The organism is Burkholderia ubonensis (genome assembly GCF_001718695.1).
Lineage (GTDB): Bacteria > Pseudomonadota > Gammaproteobacteria > Burkholderiales > Burkholderiaceae > Burkholderia > Burkholderia ubonensis_B.
Window position 1 is genome coordinate 269,083 of sequence record NZ_CP013420.1, and the last position, 24,499, is coordinate 293,581.

Genomic DNA, 24,499 nt, shown 5'->3' on the forward strand with positions numbered 1-24,499 from the left:
GTCATGAACCATCCGAAACACATCGATCCCCGTCTCGATCCGACGCGCACGATCCGCGCGCCGCGCGGCAGCGAGAAGACCTGCAAGACCTGGCTCGCGGAAGCGGCGTACCGGATGATCCAGAACAACCTGGACCCGGAAGTCGCCGAGCACCCGCACGCGCTCGTCGTGTACGGCGGCATCGGCCGCGCGGCGCGCAACTGGGAATGCTACGACCAGATCCTCGCGTCGCTGAAGGACCTGAACGAGGACGAGACGCTGCTCGTGCAATCGGGCAAGCCGGTCGGCGTGTTCCGCACGCACAAGGATGCGCCCCGCGTGCTGCTCGCGAACTCGAACCTGGTGCCGCACTGGGCGACCTGGGACCACTTCAACGAGCTCGACCGCAAGGGCCTGATGATGTACGGCCAGATGACGGCCGGCAGCTGGATCTACATCGGCAGCCAGGGCATCGTTCAGGGCACCTATGAAACCTTCTTCGCGGTCGCGAACCAGCACTTCAACGGCGACCCGTCGGGCCGCTGGATCCTGACGGGCGGCCTGGGCGGGATGGGCGGCGCGCAGCCGCTCGCGGCGACGATGGCCGGCTTCTCGATGATCGCGGTCGAATGCGACGAGACGCGCATCGACTTCCGCCTGAAGACCCGCTACGTCGACAAGAAGGCGACGACCCTCGACGAGGCGCTCGGCATGGTCGAGGAAGCGAAGCGCACCGGCAAGCCGGTGTCGATCGGCCTGCTCGGCAACGCGGCCGACGTGTTCGCGGAACTCGTCGAGCGCGGCATCACGCCGGATTGCGTGACCGACCAGACGAGCGCGCACGACCCGATCAACGGCTACCTGCCGCAGGGCTGGACCGTCGCGCAGTGGCGCGAGGCGCAGAAGGTCGATCCGCAGAGCATCGTGAAGGTCGCGAAGCAGTCGATGGCCGTGCAGGTGCGCGCGATGCTGGCGCTGCAGCAGCGCGGCGCGGCGACGCTCGACTACGGCAACAACATCCGCCAGATGGCGCTGGAAATGGGCGTCGAGAACGCGTTCGACTTCCCGGGCTTCGTGCCGGCGTATATCCGGCCGCTGTTCTGCGAAGGCAAGGGCCCGTTCCGCTGGGTTGCGCTGTCCGGCGATCCGGAGGACATCTACAAGACCGACCAGAAGGTGAAGGAGCTGATCCCCGACGATCCGCACCTGCACAACTGGCTCGACATGGCGCGCGAGCGCATCGCGTTCCAGGGCCTGCCCGCGCGGATCTGCTGGGTCGGCGTGAAGGATCGCTACCGCCTCGGCCAGGCGTTCAACGAGATGGTGAAGAACGGCGAGCTGAAGGCGCCGATCGTGATCGGCCGCGACCACCTCGACACGGGTTCGGTCGCGAGCCCGAACCGCGAGACGGAATCGATGAAGGACGGCTCGGACGCCGTCAGCGACTGGCCGCTGCTCAACGCGCTGCTGAACACCGCGGGCGGCGCATCGTGGGTGTCGCTGCACCACGGCGGCGGCGTCGGGATGGGCTTCTCGCAGCACTCGGGCGTCGTGATCGTCGCGGACGGCACCGCTGAAGCGCACGAGCGTCTCGGCCGCGTGCTGCTGAACGATCCGGCCACGGGCGTGATGCGCCATGCGGACGCCGGCTACGAACTCGCGCAGCAGACGGCCCGCGAAGCCGGCCTGAAGCTGCCGATGCTCGGCCGCTGAGCATGACGGCGCACGACCAGGCGCCGGTGAACGCGACGATGATCCGCGCAGCGGGTCTCGTCGCGTCGCCGTGGAAGAACGGCGGTGGCGTGACGCGCGAGATCGCCGCGCATCCCCCCAAGGGGACATCCTTCGGGGCGCCGCCCGGCGCCGCGCTCGACGCGTTCGCGTGGCGCGTGAGCGTCGCGGACGTCGCCGCGGCGGGGCCGTTCTCGCGTTTCGAAGGCGTCGACCGCACGCTCGTGCTGCTGTCCGGCGCGGGCATGACGCTCGCCGAAGCGGGCGGCACGCGCCACGTGCTCGACGCGCCGCTCGCGCGCGCGGATTTCGCGGGCGAGACAGCGATCGATGCGACGCTGCACGACGGCCCGACGCGCGACTTCAACCTGATGACGCGCCGCGCGACGACGCACGGGGCGGTCGCCGCGTGGCGCGCCGGCACGCATCGCATCGCGCGCGCGGACACCGTGCTGCTGTTCTGCGCGACGGGGACGGTGCAGGTCGCGCTCGACGGCGCAACTTACACGCTGGAAGAACTGGACACGCTGCGGCTCGACGGGCTGCAGCGTGCGCTCGACGTCGCGGTGAGCGGCGACGGCGCGCTGCTCGCCGTGTCGCTCGACGCTACCGATACGAACTGATCGCATGAAACCGACTGTCTGGCATCACCTGAGGCTGTGTCCGCACGGCCATCCCGACGAGACGATCGACGACGCGGCGATTGCCGTCGACGAAACCGGCGCGATCGTCTGGCTCGGCGCGTTCGCCGCGCTGCCGCACGGCTATGCGCACTGGGCGCGCGAAGACCTGCACGGCGCGTGGGTGACGCCGGGGCTCGTCGACTGTCACACGCACCTCGTGTACGGCGGCACGCGCGCGGACGAATTCGCGCAGCGGCTCGCGGGCGTCAGCTACGAAGAAATCGCGCGGCAGGGCGGCGGGATCGTGTCGACGGTGCGCGCGACGCGCGCGGCCGACGAGACGACGCTGTTCGTGCAGGCCGCCGCGCGCCTGCAGCCGCTGCTCGCCGAAGGCGTGACCGCGATCGAGATCAAGTCGGGCTACGGGCTCGACCTCGCGAGCGAGCGCAAGATGCTGCGCGTCGCGCGGCAGCTCGGCGAGCGCTTTCCGGTGACCGTCTACACGACCTTCCTCGGCGCGCACGCGCTGCCGCCCGAATTCGCGGGCCGTGCGGACGCGTACATCGACGAAGTGTGCGAACGGATGCTGCCGGCGCTCGCCGACGAAGGGCTCGTCGACGCGGTCGACGTGTTCTGCGAGCGGATCGGCTTCTCGCTCGCGCAGACCGAGCGCGTGTTCGAGGCCGCGACGCGGCGCGCGCTGCCGGTCAAGCTGCACGCGGAGCAACTGTCGAACGCGGGCGGCACCGCGCTCGCCGCGCGCTATCGCGCGCTGTCCGCCGACCACCTCGAATTTCTCGACGAAGCCGGCATCGAGGCGATGAAGGCGGCCGGCACGGTCGCCGTGCTGTTGCCCGGCGCGTACTACTTCATACGCGAGACGCAACTGCCGCCGCTCGACCTGCTGCGCAAGCACGGCGTGCCGATCGCGCTCGCGACCGATCACAACCCGGGCACGTCGCCGCTCGAATCGCTGCTGCTGACGATGAACCTCGGCTGCACGCTGTTCCGGATGACGGTGCCGGAGGTGCTGCAGGGCGTCACGCGCCATGCGGCCGCGGCGCTCGGCCGCGCGGATCGCCACGGTGCGCTCGAGGTCGGCCGCCAGGCCGATTTCGCGGTGTGGTCGGTCGGCTCGCTCGCGGAGCTCGCCTACTGGATCGGCCGCCCGCTGTGCGAGCGGGTCGTGCGCGGCGGGACGACCGTGTTTCGCCGCACGAACGGATGATGGGACTCACGATGACCGACAAGACGTTGTTCGCGGCGCACGCCTACCTGCCTGAAGGCTGGCGCCGCAACGTGCTGCTGCGCTGGGACGCGGCCGGCACGCTGACCGAGGTGACGCCCGGCACCGATGCGCCGGCGGGCGCCGCGCGCGCGGCGGGGCCGGTGCTGCCCGGCATGCCGAACCTGCACTCGCACGCGTTCCAGCGCGCGATGGCGGGGCTCACCGAATACCGCGCGAACCCGTCCGACAGCTTCTGGAGCTGGCGCGACCTGATGTACCGCTTCGCGCTGAAGATCACGCCCGACGCGCTCGCGGCGATCGCGCGCTGGCTGTACGTCGAGATGCTGAAATGCGGCTACACGTCGGTGTGCGAATTCCACTACGTGCATCATGCGCAGGACGGCGCGCGCTATCCGCAGCCCGCCGAGCTCGGCGTGCGCGTGATCGACGCGGCGCGCGCGGCCGGCATCGGCATCACGATGCTGCCCGTGTCGTACCAGTTCGCGGGCTTCGGCAACAAGCCGCCGCGCGACGACCAGCGCCGCTTCATCAACACGCCCGACGGCCTGCTCGAACTGCTCGACGCGATGCGCCGCGCCGCGCCGGAGTGCGGCGCGCTGCGCTACGGCGTCGCGCCGCACTCGCTGCGCGCGGTGTCCGAAGCGGGCTTGCGCACGCTGCTCGACGGGTTGCCCGACGACGCGCCCATGCATATCCACATCGCCGAACAGACGGCCGAGGTCGACGACTGCGTGCGCGCCTATGGCGCGCGCCCCGTGCAGTGGCTGCTCGACCGCTTCGACGTCGATGCGCGCTGGTGCCTCGTGCACGCGACGCACGTCGACGCGGCCGAGACCGCGGCGCTCGCGCAGCGCCGTGCGGTCGCGGGCCTGTGCCTGACGACGGAAGCGAACCTCGGCGACGGCGTGTTCCCGGCCGTCGACTATCTCGCGCACGGCGGCGTGATCGGCATCGGCTCCGACAGCCATGCGTCGGTCGACTGGCGCGCCGAATTGCGCCTGCTCGAATACGGGCAGCGGCTCGTGCATCGCGCGCGCAACGTGCTCGCGAGCGACGCGCAGCCTTACGTCGCGGATCGCCTGTTCGACGCGGCGCTGGCCGGCGGCGCGCAGGCGAGCGGGCGGCGGATCGGCGCGCTGCGCGCGGGCTGCCGCGCCGACTGGCTCGTGCTCGATCCCGATCATCCGGCGATTGCCGAGCACGACAGCGCGGCGTGGCTGTCCGGCGCGGTGTTCGCCGAGCACGGCGACACGCCGGTGCGCGACGTCTACACGGGCGGCGAATGCGTCGTGCGCGAACGCCGCCATCGCGACGAAGCCGCCGCGTATGCCGCTTACCGCGCCGCGCTGGCGCAACTGCTGCGCTGATGCGCGGCAACCGGCGCGCGCCGCGGGGCGCGCGCCGTCCGACCGACACGGGACCGACATGACCGACCAACCGGCTGTATTCACGCTGAAGCAGGGCACGCTGCCGCTGCTGATCTCGATTCCCCACGCGGGTACGTTCATTCCCGACGACATCGCCGCGACGATGACGCCCGACGCGCGCTTCGTCGACGATTGCGACTGGCACCTCGAGCGCCTGTACGGCTTCGCCGTCGCGCTCGGCGCATCGGTGCTGGTGCCGTCGCATGCGCGCTACGTCGTCGACCTGAACCGGCCGCCCGACAACGAGAATCTGTACCCGGGGCAGGACACGACGGGCCTCGTGCCGGTCGACACGTTCGACAAGGCGCCGCTCTATCCGGCCGGCGCGCTGCCCGGCAACGACGAGATCCTGCGCCGCCGCGACCGCTACTGGCGGCCGTACCATGACGCGCTGCAGGGCGAGATCGCGCGCGTGAAGCGCGAGCACGGCCGCGTGCTGGTGTGGGAGGCGCATTCGATCCGCTCGCACGTGCCGCGCTTCTTCGACGGGTGGCTGCCGGACTTCAACTTCGGCACCGCGAACGGCGCGAGCGCCGCGCCCGGTCTTGCGGAAGCACTGGCCGAGCGCGTGATCGCGCATGGCGGCTACACGGCGGTCGCGAACGGCCGCTTCAAGGGCGGCTACATCACGCGTCATTACGGCGTGCCCGAGACGGGCGTGCAGGCCGTGCAGCTCGAACTCGCGCAGATCACGTACATGGAAGAGACGCGTCCGTACGCGTACGACGAAGCGCGCGCCGCGCAGGTCGTGCCGTTGCTGCGCACGCTGGTGGAGACCGCGCTGGCGCATCGCGGATAGCGTGTCGCGGCGTGCGTCGTTGCATGGTGCTGCGGCGTGCCCGGTGTGTTGACGCGCCGCACAAAACGGCATCGACTGCGCCGGTCGATGCCGTTTTTTCATTCGTACGATGCGTGGAGCGACCGCCGAAAATTTGACGCAATTTTTAGGTGATATAAGCTGAATGTCAGGAAGTCGTCACGCGAGCCGGTGCGTTCAGCGTCACGCCGCATTGCCGCATTCGCTCGAACGCGACCCGTGTGCTGCCTCAATCAAGTCAGTCGAGTACGATCGTGAAAGCCGCCAGCCCTTCGATCCAGCGGACGCGAAGTCCGTCGGCGGGCGCGCCGCCTCAGGCCGGGTCGATCCGGCATGCTGAGCGCGGCACGCACGCCGATCTCCTGCATGCGCCTCGTCTTTTCGCCGCCTCCGACCGCGGCGTGCGCCGCTTCAACGTCGTCACCGCGCATGTGTTCAGCGCAGTGCAGTGCGACGGCAGCGCGTCGTTGCTGCCCTAGCGTCCTTGTTTGTTTTCTCTTCGTGCCGCAGCGAGCGTTGCCGCGTCGCGCGCACGTGCGCGGCTGCGCGCGACGCAGCACCAGATGTCCATCGGCCGGTGCATGCGCATGCGCATGCATTGTGCGCTCGACGCGGAGGCGCTCATGCGCGCGCGGCCGATCGTAGCGGTCAGCGCCGACCGCGTGCTGCGCGGCGCACACCCGAACCACACGGCCGGCGAGAAATATCTGGTCGCGGTGGTCGACGGCGCGGGCGTGCTCGCGTTCGTGCTGCCTGCGCTCGGCATGCGCCAGCCGGTCGACGCGCTCGTCGCGGCGGTCGACGGCCTGCTGTTCACCGGCAGCCATTCGAACGTCGAGCCGCATCGTTACGGCGGGCACGCGAGCGCCCCGGCACGCTGCACGATCCGGCGCGCGACGCGACCGCGCTGCCGCTGATGCGCGCGGCGATCGACGCCGGCGTGCCGGTGCTCGCGATCTGCCGCGGGATGCAGGAAATGAACGTCGCGTATGGCGGCACGCTGCATCAGCGGCTGCATGCGACCGCGGGATTCGCCGACCATCGCGAGACGCCGTCCGATCCGCTCGACGCGCAATACGGTCCCGCGCACGTCGTGCGTTTCGCGCCGGGCGGCCTGCTGCAGCGGATCGCGCGCGGCGCGTGCGAAGCGACGGTCAATTCGCTGCATGACCAGGGCATCGCGCGCATCGGCGCGGGGCTCGTCGTCGAGGCGAGCGCGCCCGACGGACTGATCGAGGCGGTGAGCGTGCGCGGCGCGCGCGCGTTCGCGCTCGGCGTGCAGTGGCATCCCGAATGGCGGTTCGCGGAGCAGCCGCTGTCGCGCGACATCTTCGCGGCATTCGGCGCGGCGTGCCGCGCGCACATGACGCACCGTATCCGTGCGGCCGTCGACGGTGATACCGCGCCGCCGGCCGCACATGTCGTCGACTGAAAGAGGCCGATCATGCAACCCGCACTGGACGAATTCCTCAGGCAGCATCGCATCACCGAGGTCGAGGCGATCATTCCCGACATGGCCGGCATCGCGCGCGGCAAGATCATCCCGCGCAACAAGTTCGAATCCGGCGAATCGATGCGGCTGCCGCAGGCGGTGATGGTGCAGACCGTCACCGGCGACTATCCGGAGGACGGCACGCTGACCGGCGTCACCGATCCCGACATGGTGTGCGTGCCCGACCCGTCGACGATCTGCCTGATCCCGTGGGCGGTCGACCCGACCGCGCAGGTGATCCACGACTGCGTGCACTTCGACGGCTCGCCGGTCGAGATCTCGCCGCGCTACGTGCTGCGCCGCGTGCTCGAGCTGTATCGCGAGAAGGGCTGGAAGCCGGTCGTGGCGCCCGAGCTCGAGTTCTACCTGATCGACATGAACGCCGATCCGGACCTGCCGCTGCGTCCGCCGGTCGGCCGCACCGGGCGCGCGGAGACGGGCCGGCAGTCGTATTCGATCGAGGCCGTCAACGAATTCGATCCGCTGTTCGAGGACATCTACGAGTACTGTGAAATGCAGGGGCTCGACATCGAGACGCTGATCCACGAAGTCGGCGCCGCGCAGATGGAGATCAACTTCATGCACGGCGACGCGCTGTCGCTCGCGGACCAGGTGTTCCTGTTCAAGCGCACGGTGCGCGAAGCGGCGTTGCGGCACAACATGTACGCGACGTTCATGGCGAAGCCGATGGAAGGCGAGCCCGGCTCCGCGATGCACATTCACCAGAGCCTCGCGGATCCGCAAACCGGCCGCAACCTGTTCACCGACGCGAAAGGCGACGTGACGCCGCTGTTTCGCGGCTATCTCGCCGGGTTGCAGACGTACACGCCGGCGCTGATGCCGATCTTCGCGCCGTACATCAATTCGTATCGCCGGCTGTCGCGCTTCATGGCCGCGCCGATCAACGTTCAGTGGGGCTACGACAACCGCACGGTCGGCTTCCGGATTCCGCAGTCGAGCCCACTGGCGCGCCGCATCGAGAACCGCATTCCGGGCGTCGACTGCAATCCGTACCTGGCGTTCGCGGCGACGCTCGCCGCCGGCTATCTCGGCATCACGCAGCGGCTCGAGCCGACGGAGCCGCTTGCGTCCGACGGCTACGACCTGCCATATCAATTGCCGCGCAATCTCGAGGAAGGCATTTCGCTGATGGCTGCGTGCACGCCGCTCGCGGAGATTCTCGGCGACAAGTTCGTGAAGGCGTATCTCGCGCTGAAGGAAACCGAATACGAGGCGTTCTTCCGCGTGATCAGTTCATGGGAGCGCCGGCATCTGCTGCTGCACGTGTGAGGGGCGCGGGGAAGGGGGAGTCGATAGGGTCGAACGGAGCGCAGCCAGCGCTGGCGCAGTGATGGGCTGGTTGGGGCGCGGCGACGAATGGTTCACTCAGCTACATTCCGCGTTCGGACCGGACTTGCTCGCGATGGCTAAGGCGTGGCGTCGGGCCACGTGTCGATGAGCGGGGCGGCATTCATGAACGCGTCGCGGGGGCGATACGCGCGTTGATTCGACGACGGCTCGGCGCGAAATCTGCGCGTTTGCTCAACGATGGTCGAGGAGCAGATGGACTGCTCCTCATCTCTTCCGCTTGCAGATGTGGTTGCCGCGTTGTGCGCTGAGTTCGAGTCACAGTTAGCGGTTCATTCCGCTTCTGCCGGCACTGCGATCAGATGCGGTTCGGCGCGCGGCCATATCTTGAGTGCTCGCTCAAGAAGTTCGTGCCCGCGCTGTTCGATAGTAGCCTCGTCCCAGCTATCGTATTGCGATAGTCTCCCGTTGATCGGTAGGACGGAGTTGGCCAGAATGCCAGCGCGTTTTTCTACCCAAGCGCCGTGCTTTATCGCGCTATTGAGGCTGCCGGTGATTAGCGTGAGATTCCCAAACGTGTGTATCAAATTGTCTCGACGTTTACTTGCCAAAATTTCGGGCGTTTCTTCGTCACGAAGCCAGGCATCCTTAACGCCCTGTAACCCGTTTTGAAGCGGCCAGTGCTCGATCCAGCTTTGCGGCATCACATGCTCAATCGTGACTTGACTGTCGAATTTAATAACTTCAGTTTTTGCCGATCGATAGGTTTCGCTCACCCGAGCTAGGATGTAGGTGAGACGTCGGTTGTTGAGCACGTTATAAATGTCGCTGCTCATCCAGGCGCGAGAAAATACCTCGTCACTTAACCATTGGTCGGTTGCACTGCGGAGGGATGAAAGATAATCATACACGACTTTGGCGGTGGGGCCACTTTCGCGAATCGCACGGGTCAAGCCCATGAAAATACGGTTGTATGCTTTCGTTTCCGCGCCGCACACTGCGCGTCGGATCAGATAGCTTTCCAACATTTCTGCCGCACGCAACGCTTCAACATCTGTGGCGCCTCGATCGAACATGGCAAGCAGCGGCGGATAGACCGTGCTCACGTCGAATACGTCAAGAAAGTGTGCAAGTTTGCTGAACGTCTGGTCATCACTGTCCGGTGCAATTCGTCTATACGAATCCCGCTGATTAACAAGCGCTATCAGTTCATCTTCGACCGTCAAAAATGGCTTGTCACGTTCGATCCAGTATTTATACTCAACAAAAAGATGTTTAATGGGAATGTCGCGCGCCTGTTTGCTGGCGAGGAAGTGCTGCATGAACAGGTCGCTACGCGGCCGCTTGAGACGGCCCTGTGTTACCTCTTCTCGCCAAAAAATCTGATCGAACCCTGCCCAATATTGTTCATAAAGTTTCTCTTGGGCCTCTTCTTGGCGAGCCGCGCGCAGAAAGATGTAGTTACGCAGCAAGTCTGCCGGCAGAAGGGGTTCGCCGCGCGCGTTGAGAGTCTCAAAGATAACTTGAGCATCATCTTCGCGATCAAGATCGATGGCCACGACTTTGAGGGCGGTTTTCAGTGCCTCGAAGCACTCTTCGACACGATCGGCAAGCGGCATATTCTCGGCGACCGCAGGTATCCCCTCGGAGCCTTTGAAAAATTCGGCGAGCTGGTCATAGAAGAACAGATATGCCTCGACCATTCTGGGGCGAGGTAAGGGCTTGCGGGCGTACTTCTCGCGAATCAGCGGATAGGCAGCTTCCAGTGCTGCCTTTGATCCAGCCAAAATCACGGATGTGAACTGAGCTCGATCGGAGAGTGTTGGCCAAACCTTGAAACGTTCAACTTCCGACTCTGCCATGCGCCCTTTATTCGTGACGTAGGCATCGCACTCTTCGGCGAAGTCATCCAAGCCTTCGGCACGGCAAAAGTCCCGGAATGCCGCGAGGAAAATTTGAAATGTAGTGAGTCGCTGCTGTCCGTCGATGACGCTACGTCGCTCGACTTTGCCAGTTTGCGTCTGCTTTTGGTCGATAACCATCGCTCCAAGGAAGTGAACCGGAGCATCTTTTCTATCTTCGATGAACTCGGAGAACTTGCGGGCAATGTCTTCCCAAAGCGGTTCCCATTGATGTTCCCGTCGCCAGACGTATTGGCGTTGAAAAGTGGGAATCTCTAGGCGCATCTTTTTCTCGAAGATATCGAGCAACGTTATTGCGTTGGCATCCATTGGATAGGTCTCTTCTTGCTCTTAGGGTGTGGCTTCGTTTGGTCGCCGCCATGATACCAACCTCCGTTCACACGTGCGCTCGCAGCCCTTCATTTGCCTGATGGTCATCTACTTCGGGTAGTAGCTGATTCGCCGCGCCTAGGCTTCATCAACCGCTCGGTCAGGTTTGCGGTGCCAATAGGTCGCTTTTTGGGCGACTCGGCGCGGATGCTTGGCCGCGTTTCGACAAATGAAGAGCGAAGACGGATTGCTTTTGCGGCGGTTGCTCGTATCGTTCGGCCAGAGTTGAGTGGTCACTGGTAGGTCGTCACCAAGAGCACTCATAGCACCGTGAAAGGTTGATGTAACGAGGAGCACCGCAATCGCCCTCAATCGGGGCGATTTTTTAATGCCGCTCTCGCGTTAGGCCGCGTAGCGATGGACTCGGCTGGTAGTTGATATTAGTTCCCGCATTCGGACTACACCCGGCCTTTGCCAAATGAAGAAGGAAAATCATGGCTGACCTCAATGCCGCGTTTATCGCGTTGCTCGGAGTGCTCGTTGGCGGGTACCGGATCAGCAGTTTGCTCAACGGCGTTTTGCTGGATTCGGTCGGCCTCGAGAACGACCCGGCCAGCATTTCGGATTCGATGCGGGCAGCCCGGGCCTCAGCCTCTTTGCGACTGATGAAGGTTTTGGTTAGTGGGGGGATCCCTGACGACGGACGATCGCCTGAAATTGGCAGTCGCCGCGTTTGCGAATGGTTGGCACCAGACACCTCGAAGAAGAAGTGTGACAAGAACGTGCCAACAATCCGGTTGGGCGAGAGGACACTTGACGAACACTTCGCCAAGTGCTGACCCGGAAAGCAAGAAGGGCCGGCGATTGCCGGCCCTTCGAATCTTTGGTGGGCGGTACTGGGATCGAACCAGTGACCCCTGCCGTGTGAAGGCAGTGCTCTACCGCTGAGCTAACCGCCCAAAGAAGCTGAAATTATGTCAGAGCTTTTTCGCTTCGTAAAGTACTTTCTTCAAATATTTTTGCGGGCCGCAGCGAACGGACCGCGCGCAAGCACCGCACCGTTCCGCTCGCACATCCCCAAAAGCAAACGGCACCGCGCGATGCACGGTGCCGTTTGCTCGACATCGCGCCGCGACGCCCCCGTCGCAACGCGCATCGCGTCAGCCTTCCGTCGGCGGCACGTAGCCGGACGCCTGGTCCGCACCTTCGCCGAAGAAGTACTTCTCGGTCTGCTTCATCAGGTACTGGCGCGCGCGCGGGTCGGCCATGTTCAGGCGGTTCTCGTTGATCAGCATCGTCTGCTGCTTGAGCCAGCCCTGCCACGCTTCCTTCGACACGCTTTCGTAGATGCGCTTGCCGAGTTCGCCCGGCAGCGGCGGGAAATCGAGACCTTCGGCTTCCTTGCCGAGCTTCGCGCATTGGATCATTCGAGCCATCGTGTACTTCTCCTGTAATCGGTCTGGGGGGAGGGCAGCCGTGCCTGCGCTCAGAGCTGCTTCATCAGCACGAGCGACTTGCGCTGCCAGTTATAGAGTTTGCGGCGGTCTTCCGGCAGGTCGTCGACGCTCACCTTCACGAAGCCGCGCTTGAGGAACCAGTGCTCGGTGCGCGTCGTGAGCACGAAGATGTGCGTGAGGCCGCGCGCCCGCGCGCGCTGCTCGATGCGCTTGAGCAGCCGCTCGCCGTCGCCGGAGCCTTGCGCCTCGGGCGCGACGGTCAGGCACGCCATCTCGCCGATCTTTTCCTGCTGGTATGGGTACAGCGCCGCGCAGCCGAACAGCACGCCGTCGTGCTCGATCACCGAGAAGTGGTCGATGTCGCGCTCGATCTGGTGGCGCCCGCGCCGCACCAGCGTGCCGTCCGTCTCGAGCGGCTCGATCAGCGACAGGATGCCGCCGACGTCGTCCGGCGTCGCTTCGCGCAGGCTCTCGAGGTTCTCGTACGAGATCATCGTGCCGACGCCGTCGTGCAGGAACAGCTCGAGCAGCATGCTGCCGTCGAGCGACTGCGGGATCAGGTGCGCACGGGTCACGCCGCCGCGGCACGCGCGGATCGCGTGCTTCAGGAAGAACGCGTCGTCGCCCTGGATGTTGCCCGAGTCGAGCAGCTCGGCGGCCGCGTCGAGCGACATTTCGCGGACCAGCTCGCCTTCGTCGTCGACGATGCCGGGCGCCTCGGTCAGGAAGATGATCTTGTCGGCGCGCAGCGCGATCGCCGCCGCGGACGCGACGTCCTCCATCGACAGGTTGAACGCCTCGCCGGTCGGCGAGAAGCCGAGCGGCGACAGCAGCACGAGCTTGCGGCTCGCGAGCGAATGGCGGATCGATTCGGCATCGATCTTGCGCACGACACCCGTATGCGCGAAATCGACCCCGTCGAGGATCCCGACCGGCCGCGCCGTCACGAAGTTGCCCGACACGACGCTGATGTGCGCGTGCGCCATCGGCGAGTTCGGCAGGCCCTGGCTGATCGCGGCCTCGATGTCGAGTCGCACTTCGCCGGCCGCTTCCTTCGCGGATTCGAGCGCGCGCGCATCGGTGATGCGCAGCCCGTGCGAAAACTCGGATTCGACACCGTGCAGGTTCAGCTGCTCCTCGACCTGCGGCCGCGAGCCGTGCACGAGCACGATCTGGATGCCCATCGCCTGCAGCAGCGCGATGTCGGACACGAGCGCGCTCAGGAGCCCCTGTTGCACGACCTCGCCGCCGAATCCCACGACGAATGTGTTGTTGCGGAACTTGTGGATATAGGGCGCGACGGAGCGCATCCAGTCGACGAACTGCGCGTGGCTGGCGGCCGAATCGTCGGCGGCCGGCGGGTTCGCGGCGCCGGACTGGGCGGGGGGGAGGTCGGTTTGGGAATTCATGGGCGGGATTATAATGCGCCCCCATGTCGAATGTACCTAAAAGTCCCGCGCCGACGCGGGCCAACGCGCCGTCGGCCGAGCACCCGGATGGTGCGGGCGACGCGCGCCAGCCTGAGGGCCGGACGCCACGCGCGCCGACGGGCAATCCGCAGCGCGCGCCGCAACGCGAGCGACGCAGCGAGCCGCAGGCCCAGCCGCAGCGCGAGCCACAGCGCGAGCCGCAACGAGAACGGCGCGATGCGCCGCCGCGCGAGTCCGGCGCGCCGCGCCGCGAGCGCGCGCCGCGTGCCGCCGTCACGCCCAATCCGGTCCCGCCGATCACGTTCCCCGAAAGCCTGCCCGTGTCGGGCAAGCGCGACGAGATCGCGCGCGCGATCGCCGGTCATCAGGTCGTGATCGTCTGCGGCGAGACGGGCTCGGGCAAGACCACGCAGCTCCCGAAGATCTGCCTCGAACTCGGCCGCGGCCTCGGCGCGGGCGGCACCGGCCTGATCGGCCACACGCAGCCGCGCCGGCTCGCCGCGTCGTCGACCGGCCGCCGCATTGCCGAGGAGCTCGGCACGCCGTTCGGCGAAGTGGTCGGCTACAAGGTGCGCTTCACCGACAATCTCGCGCCCGGCGCGTCCGTCAAGCTGATGACGGACGGCATCCTGCTCGCCGAGACGCAGACCGATCCGCTGCTGAAGGCGTACGACACGCTGATCATCGACGAGGCGCACGAGCGCAGCCTGAACATCGACTTCCTGCTCGGCTACCTGAAGCAGATCCTGCCGAAGCGCCCGGACCTGAAGCTGATCGTCACGTCGGCGACGATCGACGCGGACCGCTTCGCGCGCCATTTCGGCAGCGACGAACGGCCGGCGCCGGTGATCGAGGTGAGCGGGCGCCTGTATCCGGTCGAAGTGCGCTATCGGCCGGTGGCCGAGGACCGCCCGGCCGTGAAGCACGCCGAGGGCACCGCGAGCCGTGACCGCGTGAAGACCGCGCGCGAGGCCGAGCGCGACCTGATGGACGCGATCGTCGACGCGGTCGACGAGCTGTGCCGCGAAGGCTCGGGCGACGTGCTGGTGTTCCTGCCCGGCGAGCGCGAGATCCGCGAGGCCGCGGAGGCGCTGCGCAAGCATCACCCGCCGCACACCGAGATCCTGCCGCTGTTCGCGCGCCTGTCGGCGGCCGAGCAGGACAAGGTGTTCAAGCCGTCGAACGCGCGCCGCATCGTGCTCGCGACGAACGTCGCCGAGACCTCGCTGACGGTGCCGGGCATCCGCTACGTCGTCGACACGGGCCTCGCGCGCGTGAAGCGCTATTCGTACCGGAACAAGGTCGAGCAGCTGCAGGTCGAGTCGATCTCGCAGGCCGCCGCGAACCAGCGCGCGGGCCGCTGCGGCCGGGTCGCGGACGGCATCTGCATCCGCCTGTACGAGGAAACCGATTACCAGGCGCGGCCGCGCTTCACCGATCCGGAAATCCTGCGCTCGTCGCTCGCGTCGGTGATCCTGCGGATGAAGTCGCTGCACCTGACGGCGATCGAGATGTTCCCGTTCCTCGAGCCGCCGCCGGGCCGCGCGATCGCGGACGGCTACCAGCTGCTCAACGAGCTCGGCGCGGTCGACGACGACAACGCGCTGACGCCGCTCGGCCGCGAGCTCGCGCGGCTGCCGCTCGATCCGCGGGTCGGGCGGATGATCCTCGGCGCGCGCGACCAGCAGGCGCTGCGCGAAGTGCTGATCATCGCGAGCGCGCTGTCGGTGCAGGACCCGCGCGACCGGCCGATCGACGCGCAGGAGCAGGCCGACCAGGCGCACCGCCGCTTCGCCGACGAGCGCTCGGAATTCCTGCAGTGGCTGAAGATCTGGGCGTGGTTCGAGGAAGCGGTCGCGCACAAGAGGTCGAACCGCCAGCTGATCGACGCGTGCCGCCAGAATTTCCTGTCGCACCTGCGCCTGCGCGAATGGCGCGACGTGCATTCGCAGCTCCTGACCGTCGTGCGCGAGCACGGCTGGCGGCTGAACGACGCGGAAGCGACATACGAGCAGATCCATCTGGCCCTGATGACGGGCCTGCTCGGCAACCTCGGGCTGAAGGCCGACGACGAGCCGCACTATCTCGGCGCGCGCGGGATCAAGTTCTTCCTGTGGCCGGGCTCGGCGCTCGCGAAGAAGGCGGGACGCTGGGTGATGGCGGCCGAGCTGGTCGAGACGAGCCGGCTGTACGCGCGCTGCCTCGCGAAGATCGAGCCGGAATGGATCGAGAAGGTCGGCGCGCATCTGCTGAAGAAGGCGCTGTCGGAGCCGCACTGGGAAAAGCGCCCGGCGCAGGTGAGCGCATTCGAGCGCGCGACGCTGTACGGCTTGCCGGTCTACCACCGGCGGCGCGTCGCGTTCGGCAGGCAGGACCCGGCGCGCGCGCGCGAGCTGTTCATCCGCGGCGCGCTCGTCGAAGGCGAGTTCGACACGAAGCTCGCGTTCTTCGCGCACAACCGCAAGCTGCTCGCCGACATCGAGCAGCTCGAGCACAAGTCGCGCCGGCAGGACGTGCTGGTCGACGACGAGCTGATCTACGCGTTCTACGACCAGGCGCTTCCGGAAGGCATCCACACGGGCGCCGCGTTCGAGCGCTGGTATCGCGACGAGGTGAAGAAGGGCGGCCAGCCGGACGACAAGCTGCGCCTGCTGTACCTGTCGCGCGACGACCTGATGCGCCACGAGGCGGCGGGCGTGACGACCGAGCTGTTCCCGAAGCGCGCGACGATGGCGGGCGTCGAGATGGCGCTCACGTATCACTTCGAGCCGGGCGCGCCGCGCGACGGCGTGACGCTCGCGGTGCCGCTCTACGCGCTGAACCAGGTCGATGCGCGCCGCTGCGAGTGGCTCGTGCCGGGGATGCTGAAGGAGAAGGTGCAGCTGCTGCTGAAGTCGCTGCCGCAGAAGCTGCGCCGGCACTGCGTGCCGCTGCCCGACTATGCGGCCGGCTTCGTCGAGCGCATGGGGCGCGAGCGCTTCGGTGCGGGCGGGCTCGTCGAGGCGCTGATCGCCGACGTGCGCGCGCAGACGCAGGTCATGATGAAGACGGGCGATTTCAAGCTCGAGACGCTGCCCGCGCACCTGTTCATGAACTTCAAGGTGATCGACGAGCACGGCCGCCAGCTCGCGATGGGGCGCAATCTCGCGCAGCTGCGCAGCGAACTCGGCGCGCAGGCGCAGCAGCAGTTCCAGAAAATCGCCGCGGCGGCGACGATCACGGCCGGCGGCGACGCCGATGCGGCCCCGTCCGCGGCGCCGTCCGCCGGCGCGGGCGCCGCGCCGGGCGGCAAGGGCGGCGGCAAGATCGGGAAGGGCGCACCGCCGCAGGCGGCCGCCCCGGCGGAAGCCGGTGCGACGGCGCTCTACGAGAACCTGACGACCTGGAATTTCGGCAAGCTGCCCGAGCTGCTGGAAATCCGCCGGCGCGGGCAGACGCTGTTCGGCTACCCGGCGCTCGTCGACCGCGGCGCGCATTGCGACGTCGAGGTGTTCGATTCGCCGGAGGAAGCCGCGCGCATCCACCGCGCGGGGCTGCGGCGGCTGTTCGCGCTGCAGCTGAAGGAGCCGATCAAGTATCTGGAGAAGAACCTGCCGGGCCTGCGCGAGATGGCGATGCAGTACATGTCGCTCGGCACGCAGGACGAGCTGCGCGACCAGCTGATCGACACCGCGCTCGACCGCGCGTGCCTGCAGGACCCGCTGCCCGTCGACGACGCGAGCTTCCACGCGCGCCGCGACGAGGGCCGCAGCCGCCTGAACCTGCTCGCGCAGGAGATCGCGCGGCTCGTCGGGCAGATCCTCGCCGAATACGCGGGGCTCGCGAAGAAGCTCGCGCAGGCGAAGCCGTTCGCGCAGGCGCACGCGGACCTGCAGCAGCAGCTCGCCGCGCTGGTCGGCAAGCGCTTCGTGATCGACACGCCTTACGTTCAGCTTGCGCACTTCCCGCGCTACCTGAAGGGGATCGCGCTGCGGATCGACAAGCTGAAGGCCGATCCGGCCCGCGACGCGAAGCAGTTCGGCGACCTGCAGCCGCTCGTCCAGCAATACCAGCGCGCGGTGTCGCAGCGCGGCGGCGTCGCCGATGCGCGCCTCGCGGAGTTCCGCTGGCTGCTCGAGGAGCTGCGGATCTCGCTGTTCGCGCAGGAGCTGCGCACGCCGATGCCGGTGTCGGTCAAGCGGCTGCACAAGGTCTGGGAATCGATGCAACGCTAGGTGTTTAGTCCCGGCCCCGGCCGGCGGCGCGCCCCGCGCGGGAATCTTTCGCGCGCGCGGGAACGCCGCCGCCGGCCCTGCGTCGAAGTGGCGCAACGTCCGTTTCCGTCAACCGGCGGGGGCGGTCGTCCGTTTTACAATGACGCCCGATCTACGACGTGAGTCTTCATGCGCACTTTCCTTTCCCTCGGCCGCACGCTCGCGCTGGCCGCAGCCGTGCTGGCGCCCGCCGCACACGCGAATAACGTCATCGTCCTCAATTCGGCCGAAGCGACACTTTCCCTGATCGATCAGCAGAGCCGCCAGGTCGTCGGCACGATGCCGACCGGCAAGGAACCGCACCACCTGATGGCGACGCCCGACAACGGAGATCGCTGATCGTCGCGAATTCGGTGTCGAACAGCCTGATGTTCGTCGATCCGAAGACGGGCAAGCTGCAACGCACGGTCGAAGGCATCGAGGATCCCTACCAGCTCGGCTTCTCGCCCGATCACAAGTGGTTCGTGTCGACCGGGCTGCGCCTCGATCGCCTCGACATCTACAGCTACGACGGCCATGACCTGAAGATCGCGAAGCGCGTGCCGCTCGCGGTGATGCCGAGCCACCTCGCGTTCACGAAGGACAGCAAGACGGTGCTCGTGTCGCTGCAGGTGTCCGGCGAGATCGCGGCGGTCGACCTCGCGACGCAGACGGTCAAGTGGAAGATGCCGGTCGGCAAGGTGCCGGCGGGCCTGTGGCTGACGCCGGACGACAAGTACCTGCTGGTCGGGATGACGGGCGCGGACTACGTCGCGGTCGTCGACTGGCGCAACCAGAAGGTCGTAAAGACGATCCAGACCGGCAAGGGCGCGCACAACTTCCGCTCGCTTGCCGACGGCACGCACGTCGCGATCACGAACCGGGTCGCGAACACGATCAGCATCATCGACGAGAACACGCTCACCAACGTCGGCGACATCACGGGCCTGTTGCCCGGCCCCGACGACATGGAGCTGTCCGCCGACAAGAAGACGCTGTGGGTGACGTTCCGCTTCGCGAAGAAGGTCGGCATCATCGACCTGGCGTCGCGCAAGCTGGTGCAGACGATCGCCGTCGGCCGCTCGCCGCACGGGATCTACTTCTACGACCGCGCGCCGTGGAAGGCGGCGAACGGCGCGTGACGCCCGGGAGCAAACGATGCTGCACCTGATCGACGCGTTCGTGTCGGATATCCAGACCTGGCTGTACGTCGACGTCGTGCAGCCGCTCCTCTTCAAGTTCAACCTGATGGACTACGACGAGGATACTTACGACGCGCTCTACTGGGTGATCGTCGGCGCGCTGCAGATCGTCGCGATGTTCGTGCTGCTGCGCCCGCTCGAGGCGCTGCGGCCGGTCGAGAAATGGACGAACCGCAAGGCGGTGCGGGTCGACGTGATCTACACGCTGATCGCGAAGCTCGGCATCTACTCGCTGTTCTTCTTCTTCGCGCTGCAGCCGCTGTTCGACAACTTCCAGGCGTGGCTGCGCCTGCACGGCATCGCGAACTTCAACCTCGACTACCTGTGGCCGGGGGTAACGTCGCAGCCGATCGTCACGTTCGCGATCTACGTCGTCGTGCTCGACTTCGCCGGCTACTGGTATCACCGCTGGCAGCACAAGATCGGCATCTGGTGGGAGCTGCACGCGGTGCATCACAGCCAGCGGCAGATGTCGCTGTGGTGCGACGACCGCAACCACCTGCTCGACGACGTGATCCAGTCGTGCTTCTTCGCGGCGATCGCGCTCGTGATCGGTGTGTCGCCGTCGCAGTTCGTCGTGCTGACCGCGCTGACCAACTTCGCGCAGAGCATCCAGCACACCAATGCGCGGCTGTCGTTCGGCTGGCTCGGCGAGCGCCTGCTCGTCAGCCCGACGTTCCATCGCCGTCATCACGCGGTCGGCTACGGGCACGAAGGCACCAAGTACGGCTGCAACTTCGGCGTGCTGTTCCCGTGGTGGGACATGATGTTCGGCACCGCGTCGTGGAACCGCACGGTCGAGCCGACCGGCATCCGCGAGCAGATCGAGGGCGTGTCGTACGGCGAGGGCTTCTGGGCGCAGCACGGTCTCGCGTTCGTGCGGATCTTCCGGCGCCTCGTCCCCGCGAAGCGCGGCGCGGCGTCGGCCTGAGCGCGGCGCCTGCCGTTCCCGCCCGCCCGGCGATGCCCGCTCCGGCAACGGGCGTTCCTTTCCCGCGGCCCGTCTGCGTTTTGGCGCAGACGGGCCGCGTGGTTTATCCTTTCCCCGTTTTTCTTCGTCGACCCAGGCTCGCATGAACGACTTGCTGCGTTCCTTCGTCCGGGCACTCGCGAGCGCGCTGCACCCGCGGATGCTCTGGCTCACCCTGATGCCGTTCGTCGTCTCCGCGTTGTTCTGGGGCGTCCTGCTGTGGTTTGCGTGGCAGACGCTCGTCGACGCCGCGCGCGGCGCGCTCGACGGCTTCGCGCTGACGACGGCGCTCTACCGGGTGTTCGATCTGATCGGGCTGTCGCAGCTGCATGCGGTCGTCGCGCCGTTCGTCGTCGTGGCGCTCGCGGTGCCGCTGATCGTGCTGACGGTGCTGCTGCTGATCGCGTCGATTTCGATGCCGGTGGTGGTCAAGTACCTGTCGAGCCGCCAGTTCGCGGCGCTCGAGATGAAGCGCGGCGGCACCTTCGTCGGCAGCATGTTCAACGCGTTGTGGACGGCGTTCGCCGGCATCGCGGCGTTCGTCGTCACGCTGCCGCTGTGGCTGATCCCGCCGTTCTTCGCGCTGCTGCCGCCGGTGATCGGGGGCTGGATCACGTATCGGGTGATGACCTACGACGCGCTCGCGGAGCACGCGAGCCGCGACGAACGCCGCGCGCTCGTGCGGCGGCACCGCTGGCCGCTGATCGGCATCGGCGTCGCGACCGGCTTTCTCGGCACGCTGCCGACCTTCATCTGGGTGTCGTCGGTCTGGATGATGGTGTTGTTTCCGTTCGTCGCGGCGGCGATGATCTGGGTTTACGCGTTCATTCTGGTTTTTTCGGCGCTGTGGTTCGGCCATTACTGCCTGCGCGCGCTGGAGGACCTGCGCGCGACGCCGCGCGCCACCACCATCGACATGGGGCAGGCATGAGTATCGGCATCATCATCATCGGCGACGAAATCCTTTCCGGCCGCCGGCAGGACAAGCATCTCGCGAAGCTCATCGAGCTGCTCGGCGCGCGCGGCCTCGCGCTCGACTGGGCCGAGTACGTCGGCGACGATCCGGCGCGGATCACCGCGACGCTCGCCCGCGCGTTCGCGGCAGGCGACATCGTGTTCTCGACGGGCGGCATCGGCGCGACGCCGGACGACCATACGCGCCAGTGCGCGGCCGCGGCGCTCGGCGTGCCGCTCGAACTGCATCCGGACGCGAAGCCGCTGATCCAGGAGCGCATCCGCGAGATGCACACCGACCCGGACCAGCCGATCGATTTCGACTCGCCGGAAAACCAGCACCGGCTCAACATGGGCGTGTTTCCGCGCGGCGCGACGATCATCCCGAACGGCTACAACCGGATTCCGGGCTTCTCGGTCGGCGACGTCCATTTCGTGCCGGGCTTCCCGGTGATGGCGTGGCCGATGATCGAGTGGGTGCTCGACACGCGCTATGCGCACCTGCATCACGCGACGCCGCACGCGGAGCGCTCGCTGTACGTGTTCGAGCTGCCGGAATCGACGCTCACGCCGCTGATGGAGAAGATCGAGCGCGATTTTCCGGGCGTGCGGGTGTTCAGCCTGCCGAGCGTCGGCGATGCGGAGCGGGGCGGGATCTACGCGCGCCGCCATATCGACCTCGGCGTGAAGGGCGAGCCGGAAGCGGTCGCGGCCGCGTTCGTGAAGCTGCGCGAAGGCGTGCACCTGCTCGGCGGCGATGTCGTCGAGCCCGATGCGCCGCGGGCGTGAGCGTCGCGTAGATCGCGCACGATTCTCTCGGCGCGTACAGCGCGCATGGCCCGCTGAACGGGCCGTGCAAAAGAGGCGGGCCGCGCAACGCGGCCCGTCATCGGGATGTCATCGCCCGGCTCGACGATGACGCAGGCGGGCGCGCGGGAACGGATGCGCCGTCAGGCGCCGATCCACGGCAGTTTCCGGAAGCACCAGCCTTCGACCGTCTTGCGGTGGCCTTCGGCGTCCTTCGCGCCCTCGAAGCCTTCGAGCAGGTCGAACGCCTTCGTGTAGCCGGCCTGCGTGGCGGCGAGCGCGGCGAGTTTCGAGCGCGCGGCGCTGCGGCACAGGAACAGCACCGGTGCGCCGGGTTCGACGGCCGCCTTCAACTGGTCGACGAATTCGGCATTCGGCACGCCGCCCGGGTAGCGGGTCCATTCGAGATGCAGGTACTGGCCGTCGCCGACGAGCGGGCGGCCGACCCAGTCCAGCTCGGCGCGGGTGCGCACGTCCACGAGGCGCGCCGACGGGTCGAGCTGCAGCAGTTCGAATGCCTCGGCCGGCAGCAGCGCGCCGGCATAGTTCAGCGCGCCTTGGGCGCGGCGTTCGTCGGCCTTCGCGTAAAGCTGTTCGAGCGTACTCATGGCAGGAGGTCTCCCTATCGGTCAAACGAACATTCTAGCGCGCCGCCTGCCGCGCGATGCCCGTGCGTCTCCTGGCCCGCGGACGGCGCACGTACTCACCAAAAAAGTGCAAAATGCGTGAAATGCACCATAATGATCCATTCGTGATGCCGCACACGATGGAGTGCACCATCGGGGTGCCTGTGACGAACCGGCAAGGCCCCGAAATTGCGCGGCGTAGCGCCGTCGCGGCGAGCCAAGGCGCGATTTGCGGCCGCCCCGCGCAAACATGGCACGGAAGCTGCTTTATTGAATCCGGTCGAATCGGGGCACGCTGCGCCAAAGCCAAGCTCCGAGCAGCTCGATAAACGAGGCGGTCCCAGTCCGCCGGTATTGTTCAATCAGGAGAAGAGGTTATGAGTAAAACCGTCGCCGACGTCATGCAGCTCGTGAAGGACGAGGACGTCAAGTTTGTCGATTTCCGCTTCACCGATACGCGCGGCAAGGAGCAGCACGTGTCGGTGCCGGTGTCGGCGTTTGACGAAGACAAGTTCGAGAACGGTCACGCGTTCGACGGCTCGTCGATCGCTGGCTGGAAGGGCATCGAGGCGTCGGACATGCTGCTCATGCCGGATCCGAGCGCCGCGTTCGTCGACCCGTTCTACGAAGAGTCGACGCTGGTGCTGACCTGCGACGTGGTCGAGCCGGCCGACGGCAAGGGCTACGAGCGCGACCCGCGTTCGCTCGCGAAGCGCGGCGAGGCGTACCTGAAGAGCACGGGCCTGGGCGACACCGCGTACTTCGGTCCGGAGCCGGAATTCTTCATTTTCGACTCGGTCCAGTGGAACACGGACATGTCGGGCTGCTTCGTGAAGATCAATTCGGAAGAAGCGCCGTGGTCGTCGGCCAAGGAATTCGAAGGCGGCAACACGGGCCACCGTCCGGGCACGAAGGGCGGCTACTTCCCGGTCGCGCCGGTCGACACGTTCCAGGACATGCGTTCGGAAATGTGCCTGCTGCTCGAACAGCTCGGCATTCCGGTCGAAGTGCACCACCACGAAGTGGCGGGCCAGGGCCAGAACGAAATCGGCACGAAGTTCTCGACGCTCGTGCAGCGCGCCGACTGGACGCAATGGTCGAAGTACATCATCCACAACGTCGCGCACTCGTACGGCAAGACGGCGACGTTCATGCCGAAGCCGGTCGTCGGTGACAACGGTTCGGGCATGCACGTCCACCAGTCGATCTGGAAGGACGGCCAGAACCTGTTCGCGGGCAACGGCTATGCCGGCCTGTCGGAATTCGCGCTGTTCTACATCGGCGGCATCATCAAGCACGCCCGTGCGCTGAACGCGATCACGAACCCGACGACGAACTCGTACAAGCGTCTCGTCCCGCACTTCGAGGCGCCGGTCAAGCTCGCTTACTCGGCGCGCAACCGTTCGGCGTCGATCCGCATTCCGCACGTGTCGAACCCGAAGGGCCGCCGCATCGAAACGCGCTTCCCGGACCCGATGGCCAACCCGTACCTGTGCTTCACGGCGCTGATGATGGCGGGCCTCGACGGCGTGCAGAACAAGATCCACCCGGGCGAAGCCGCCGACAAGAACCTGTACGACCTGCCGCCGGAAGAGGATGCAAAGATCCCGACCGTCTGCGCGGGCCTCGACCAGGCGCTCGAAGCACTCGACAAGGATCGCGAGTTCCTGACGCGCGGCGGCGTGTTCACGGACGGCATGATCGATGCGTACCTCGCGCTGAAGGAGCAGGAGCTCGCGAAGTTCCGCATGACGACGCATCCGATCGAGTTCGAGATGTACTACTCGCTGTAAGCGGCGATGGCGCTTCGACGCTTCAGCGGGCGAAGCGCCGCCACGCCGGTTCGCTCGCGCCGCGCAACTCCCGGCGCGAGCAGCGGAATCTGAAAAGGGGACGGCGCCCAGCCGTCCCTTTTTTGTTCCGCGGCATTCACAATTTTTGCGCATCCTGGGCTCGATAAGCAC

At 66.8% G+C, this 24,499-nt stretch carries 17 protein-coding genes, 1 tRNA gene and 2 pseudogenes; 15 read left to right on the forward strand and 5 right to left on the reverse strand.

The features are described 5' to 3' along the window. The first annotated feature begins 3 nt into the window (after positions 1-3). From hutU to WJ35_RS01285, 8 genes and pseudogenes are all read left to right on the forward strand, one after another. Entirely contained in the window at positions 4-1,692 is a 1,689-nt protein-coding gene (hutU, locus tag WJ35_RS01250) for a urocanate hydratase (RefSeq protein ID WP_010091901.1), read from the forward strand. 2 nt (positions 1,693-1,694) lie between these two features. Beyond that, positions 1,695-2,333, forward strand: a complete 639-nt coding sequence (locus WJ35_RS01255; protein WP_060238163.1) for a HutD family protein — start codon at positions 1,695-1,697, stop codon at positions 2,331-2,333. Between the two features lie 4 nt (positions 2,334-2,337). After that, entirely contained in the window at positions 2,338-3,561 is a 1,224-nt protein-coding gene (gene hutI / locus WJ35_RS01260; protein WP_060238165.1) for an imidazolonepropionase, read from the forward strand. Between the two features lie 11 nt (positions 3,562-3,572). Next, on the forward strand, positions 3,573-4,949 hold the full coding sequence (locus WJ35_RS01265; RefSeq protein WP_060238329.1) for a formimidoylglutamate deiminase: 1,377 nt from the start codon (positions 3,573-3,575) through the stop codon (positions 4,947-4,949). Positions 4,950-5,007: 58 nt separating this feature from the next. Then, entirely contained in the window at positions 5,008-5,808 is an 801-nt protein-coding gene (gene hutG / locus WJ35_RS01270; RefSeq protein WP_069239378.1) for an N-formylglutamate deformylase, read from the forward strand. Between the two features lie 272 nt (positions 5,809-6,080). Further along, positions 6,081-6,305 (forward strand): hypothetical protein, encoded by a 225-nt coding sequence (locus WJ35_RS01275; RefSeq protein ID WP_069238639.1) that lies wholly within the window; start codon positions 6,081-6,083, stop codon positions 6,303-6,305. A gap of 144 nt (positions 6,306-6,449) precedes the next feature. After that, a pseudogene (locus WJ35_RS01280) lies at positions 6,450-7,258 on the forward strand (gamma-glutamyl-gamma-aminobutyrate hydrolase family protein). A gap of 12 nt (positions 7,259-7,270) precedes the next feature. Continuing rightward, positions 7,271-8,608, forward strand: coding sequence for a glutamine synthetase family protein (locus tag WJ35_RS01285; protein WP_060238168.1), 1,338 nt, complete (start codon positions 7,271-7,273; stop codon positions 8,606-8,608). 350 nt (positions 8,609-8,958) lie between these two features. Here WJ35_RS01285 and WJ35_RS01290 read toward each other — a convergent pair whose 3' ends face one another. Next, positions 8,959-10,857 (reverse strand): DUF262 domain-containing protein, encoded by a 1,899-nt coding sequence (locus WJ35_RS01290; RefSeq protein ID WP_069238640.1) that lies wholly within the window; start codon positions 10,855-10,857, stop codon positions 8,959-8,961. A 494-nt stretch (positions 10,858-11,351) separates the two neighbouring features. Between WJ35_RS01290 and WJ35_RS01295 the strand changes: the two genes are divergently transcribed. Continuing rightward, complete coding sequence (locus WJ35_RS01295; RefSeq protein ID WP_059696978.1) at positions 11,352-11,696, forward strand: hypothetical protein; 345 nt, start codon at positions 11,352-11,354, stop codon at positions 11,694-11,696. 45 nt (positions 11,697-11,741) lie between these two features. Here WJ35_RS01295 and WJ35_RS01300 read toward each other — a convergent pair. From WJ35_RS01300 to argA, 3 genes are all read right to left on the reverse strand, one after another. Next, positions 11,742-11,816: transfer RNA gene (locus WJ35_RS01300), tRNA-Val, on the reverse strand. Positions 11,817-12,017: 201 nt separating this feature from the next. Continuing rightward, entirely contained in the window at positions 12,018-12,293 is a 276-nt protein-coding gene (locus tag WJ35_RS01305) for an oxidative damage protection protein (protein ID WP_009692666.1), read from the reverse strand. A gap of 50 nt (positions 12,294-12,343) precedes the next feature. After that, positions 12,344-13,723, reverse strand: a complete 1,380-nt coding sequence (argA, locus tag WJ35_RS01310) for an amino-acid N-acetyltransferase (protein ID WP_059926732.1) — start codon at positions 13,721-13,723, stop codon at positions 12,344-12,346. Positions 13,724-13,746: 23 nt separating this feature from the next. Here argA and hrpA point away from each other — a divergent pair, with 23 nt between their 5' ends. The 5 genes and pseudogenes from hrpA to WJ35_RS01335 all read left to right on the forward strand — a co-directional run bounded on the left by hrpA (position 13,747) and on the right by WJ35_RS01335 (position 21,891). Beyond that, the gene (gene hrpA, locus WJ35_RS01315) at positions 13,747-17,958 is read left to right on the forward strand and encodes an ATP-dependent RNA helicase HrpA (RefSeq protein WP_060238194.1); all 4,212 of its coding nucleotides are present in this window, start codon (positions 13,747-13,749) and stop codon (positions 17,956-17,958) included. Positions 17,959-18,126: 168 nt separating this feature from the next. Beyond that, a pseudogene (locus tag WJ35_RS01320) lies at positions 18,127-19,118 on the forward strand (beta-propeller fold lactonase family protein). 16 nt (positions 19,119-19,134) lie between these two features. After that, the gene (locus WJ35_RS01325) at positions 19,135-20,109 is read left to right on the forward strand and encodes a sterol desaturase family protein (RefSeq protein WP_042584399.1); all 975 of its coding nucleotides are present in this window, start codon (positions 19,135-19,137) and stop codon (positions 20,107-20,109) included. 142 nt (positions 20,110-20,251) lie between these two features. After that, a complete protein-coding gene (locus WJ35_RS01330) occupies positions 20,252-21,079 on the forward strand; it encodes an EI24 domain-containing protein (protein WP_060238196.1) in 828 nt (275 codons plus the stop codon). Continuing rightward, positions 21,076-21,891, forward strand: coding sequence for a competence/damage-inducible protein A (locus tag WJ35_RS01335; RefSeq protein WP_069238641.1), 816 nt, complete (start codon positions 21,076-21,078; stop codon positions 21,889-21,891). Before WJ35_RS01330 ends, WJ35_RS01335 begins: the two co-directional genes overlap by 4 nt. 161 nt (positions 21,892-22,052) lie before the next feature. Here the strand turns inward: WJ35_RS01335 and WJ35_RS01340 are convergent, their stop codons facing one another. Beyond that, positions 22,053-22,517 (reverse strand): rhodanese-like domain-containing protein, encoded by a 465-nt coding sequence (locus WJ35_RS01340; protein WP_010091916.1) that lies wholly within the window; start codon positions 22,515-22,517, stop codon positions 22,053-22,055. Positions 22,518-22,912: 395 nt separating this feature from the next. Here WJ35_RS01340 and glnA point away from each other — a divergent pair, with 395 nt between their 5' ends. Beyond that, positions 22,913-24,328, forward strand: a complete 1,416-nt coding sequence (glnA, locus tag WJ35_RS01345; RefSeq protein WP_029226484.1) for a type I glutamate--ammonia ligase — start codon at positions 22,913-22,915, stop codon at positions 24,326-24,328. The last annotated feature ends 171 nt before the right edge of the window (positions 24,329-24,499 follow it).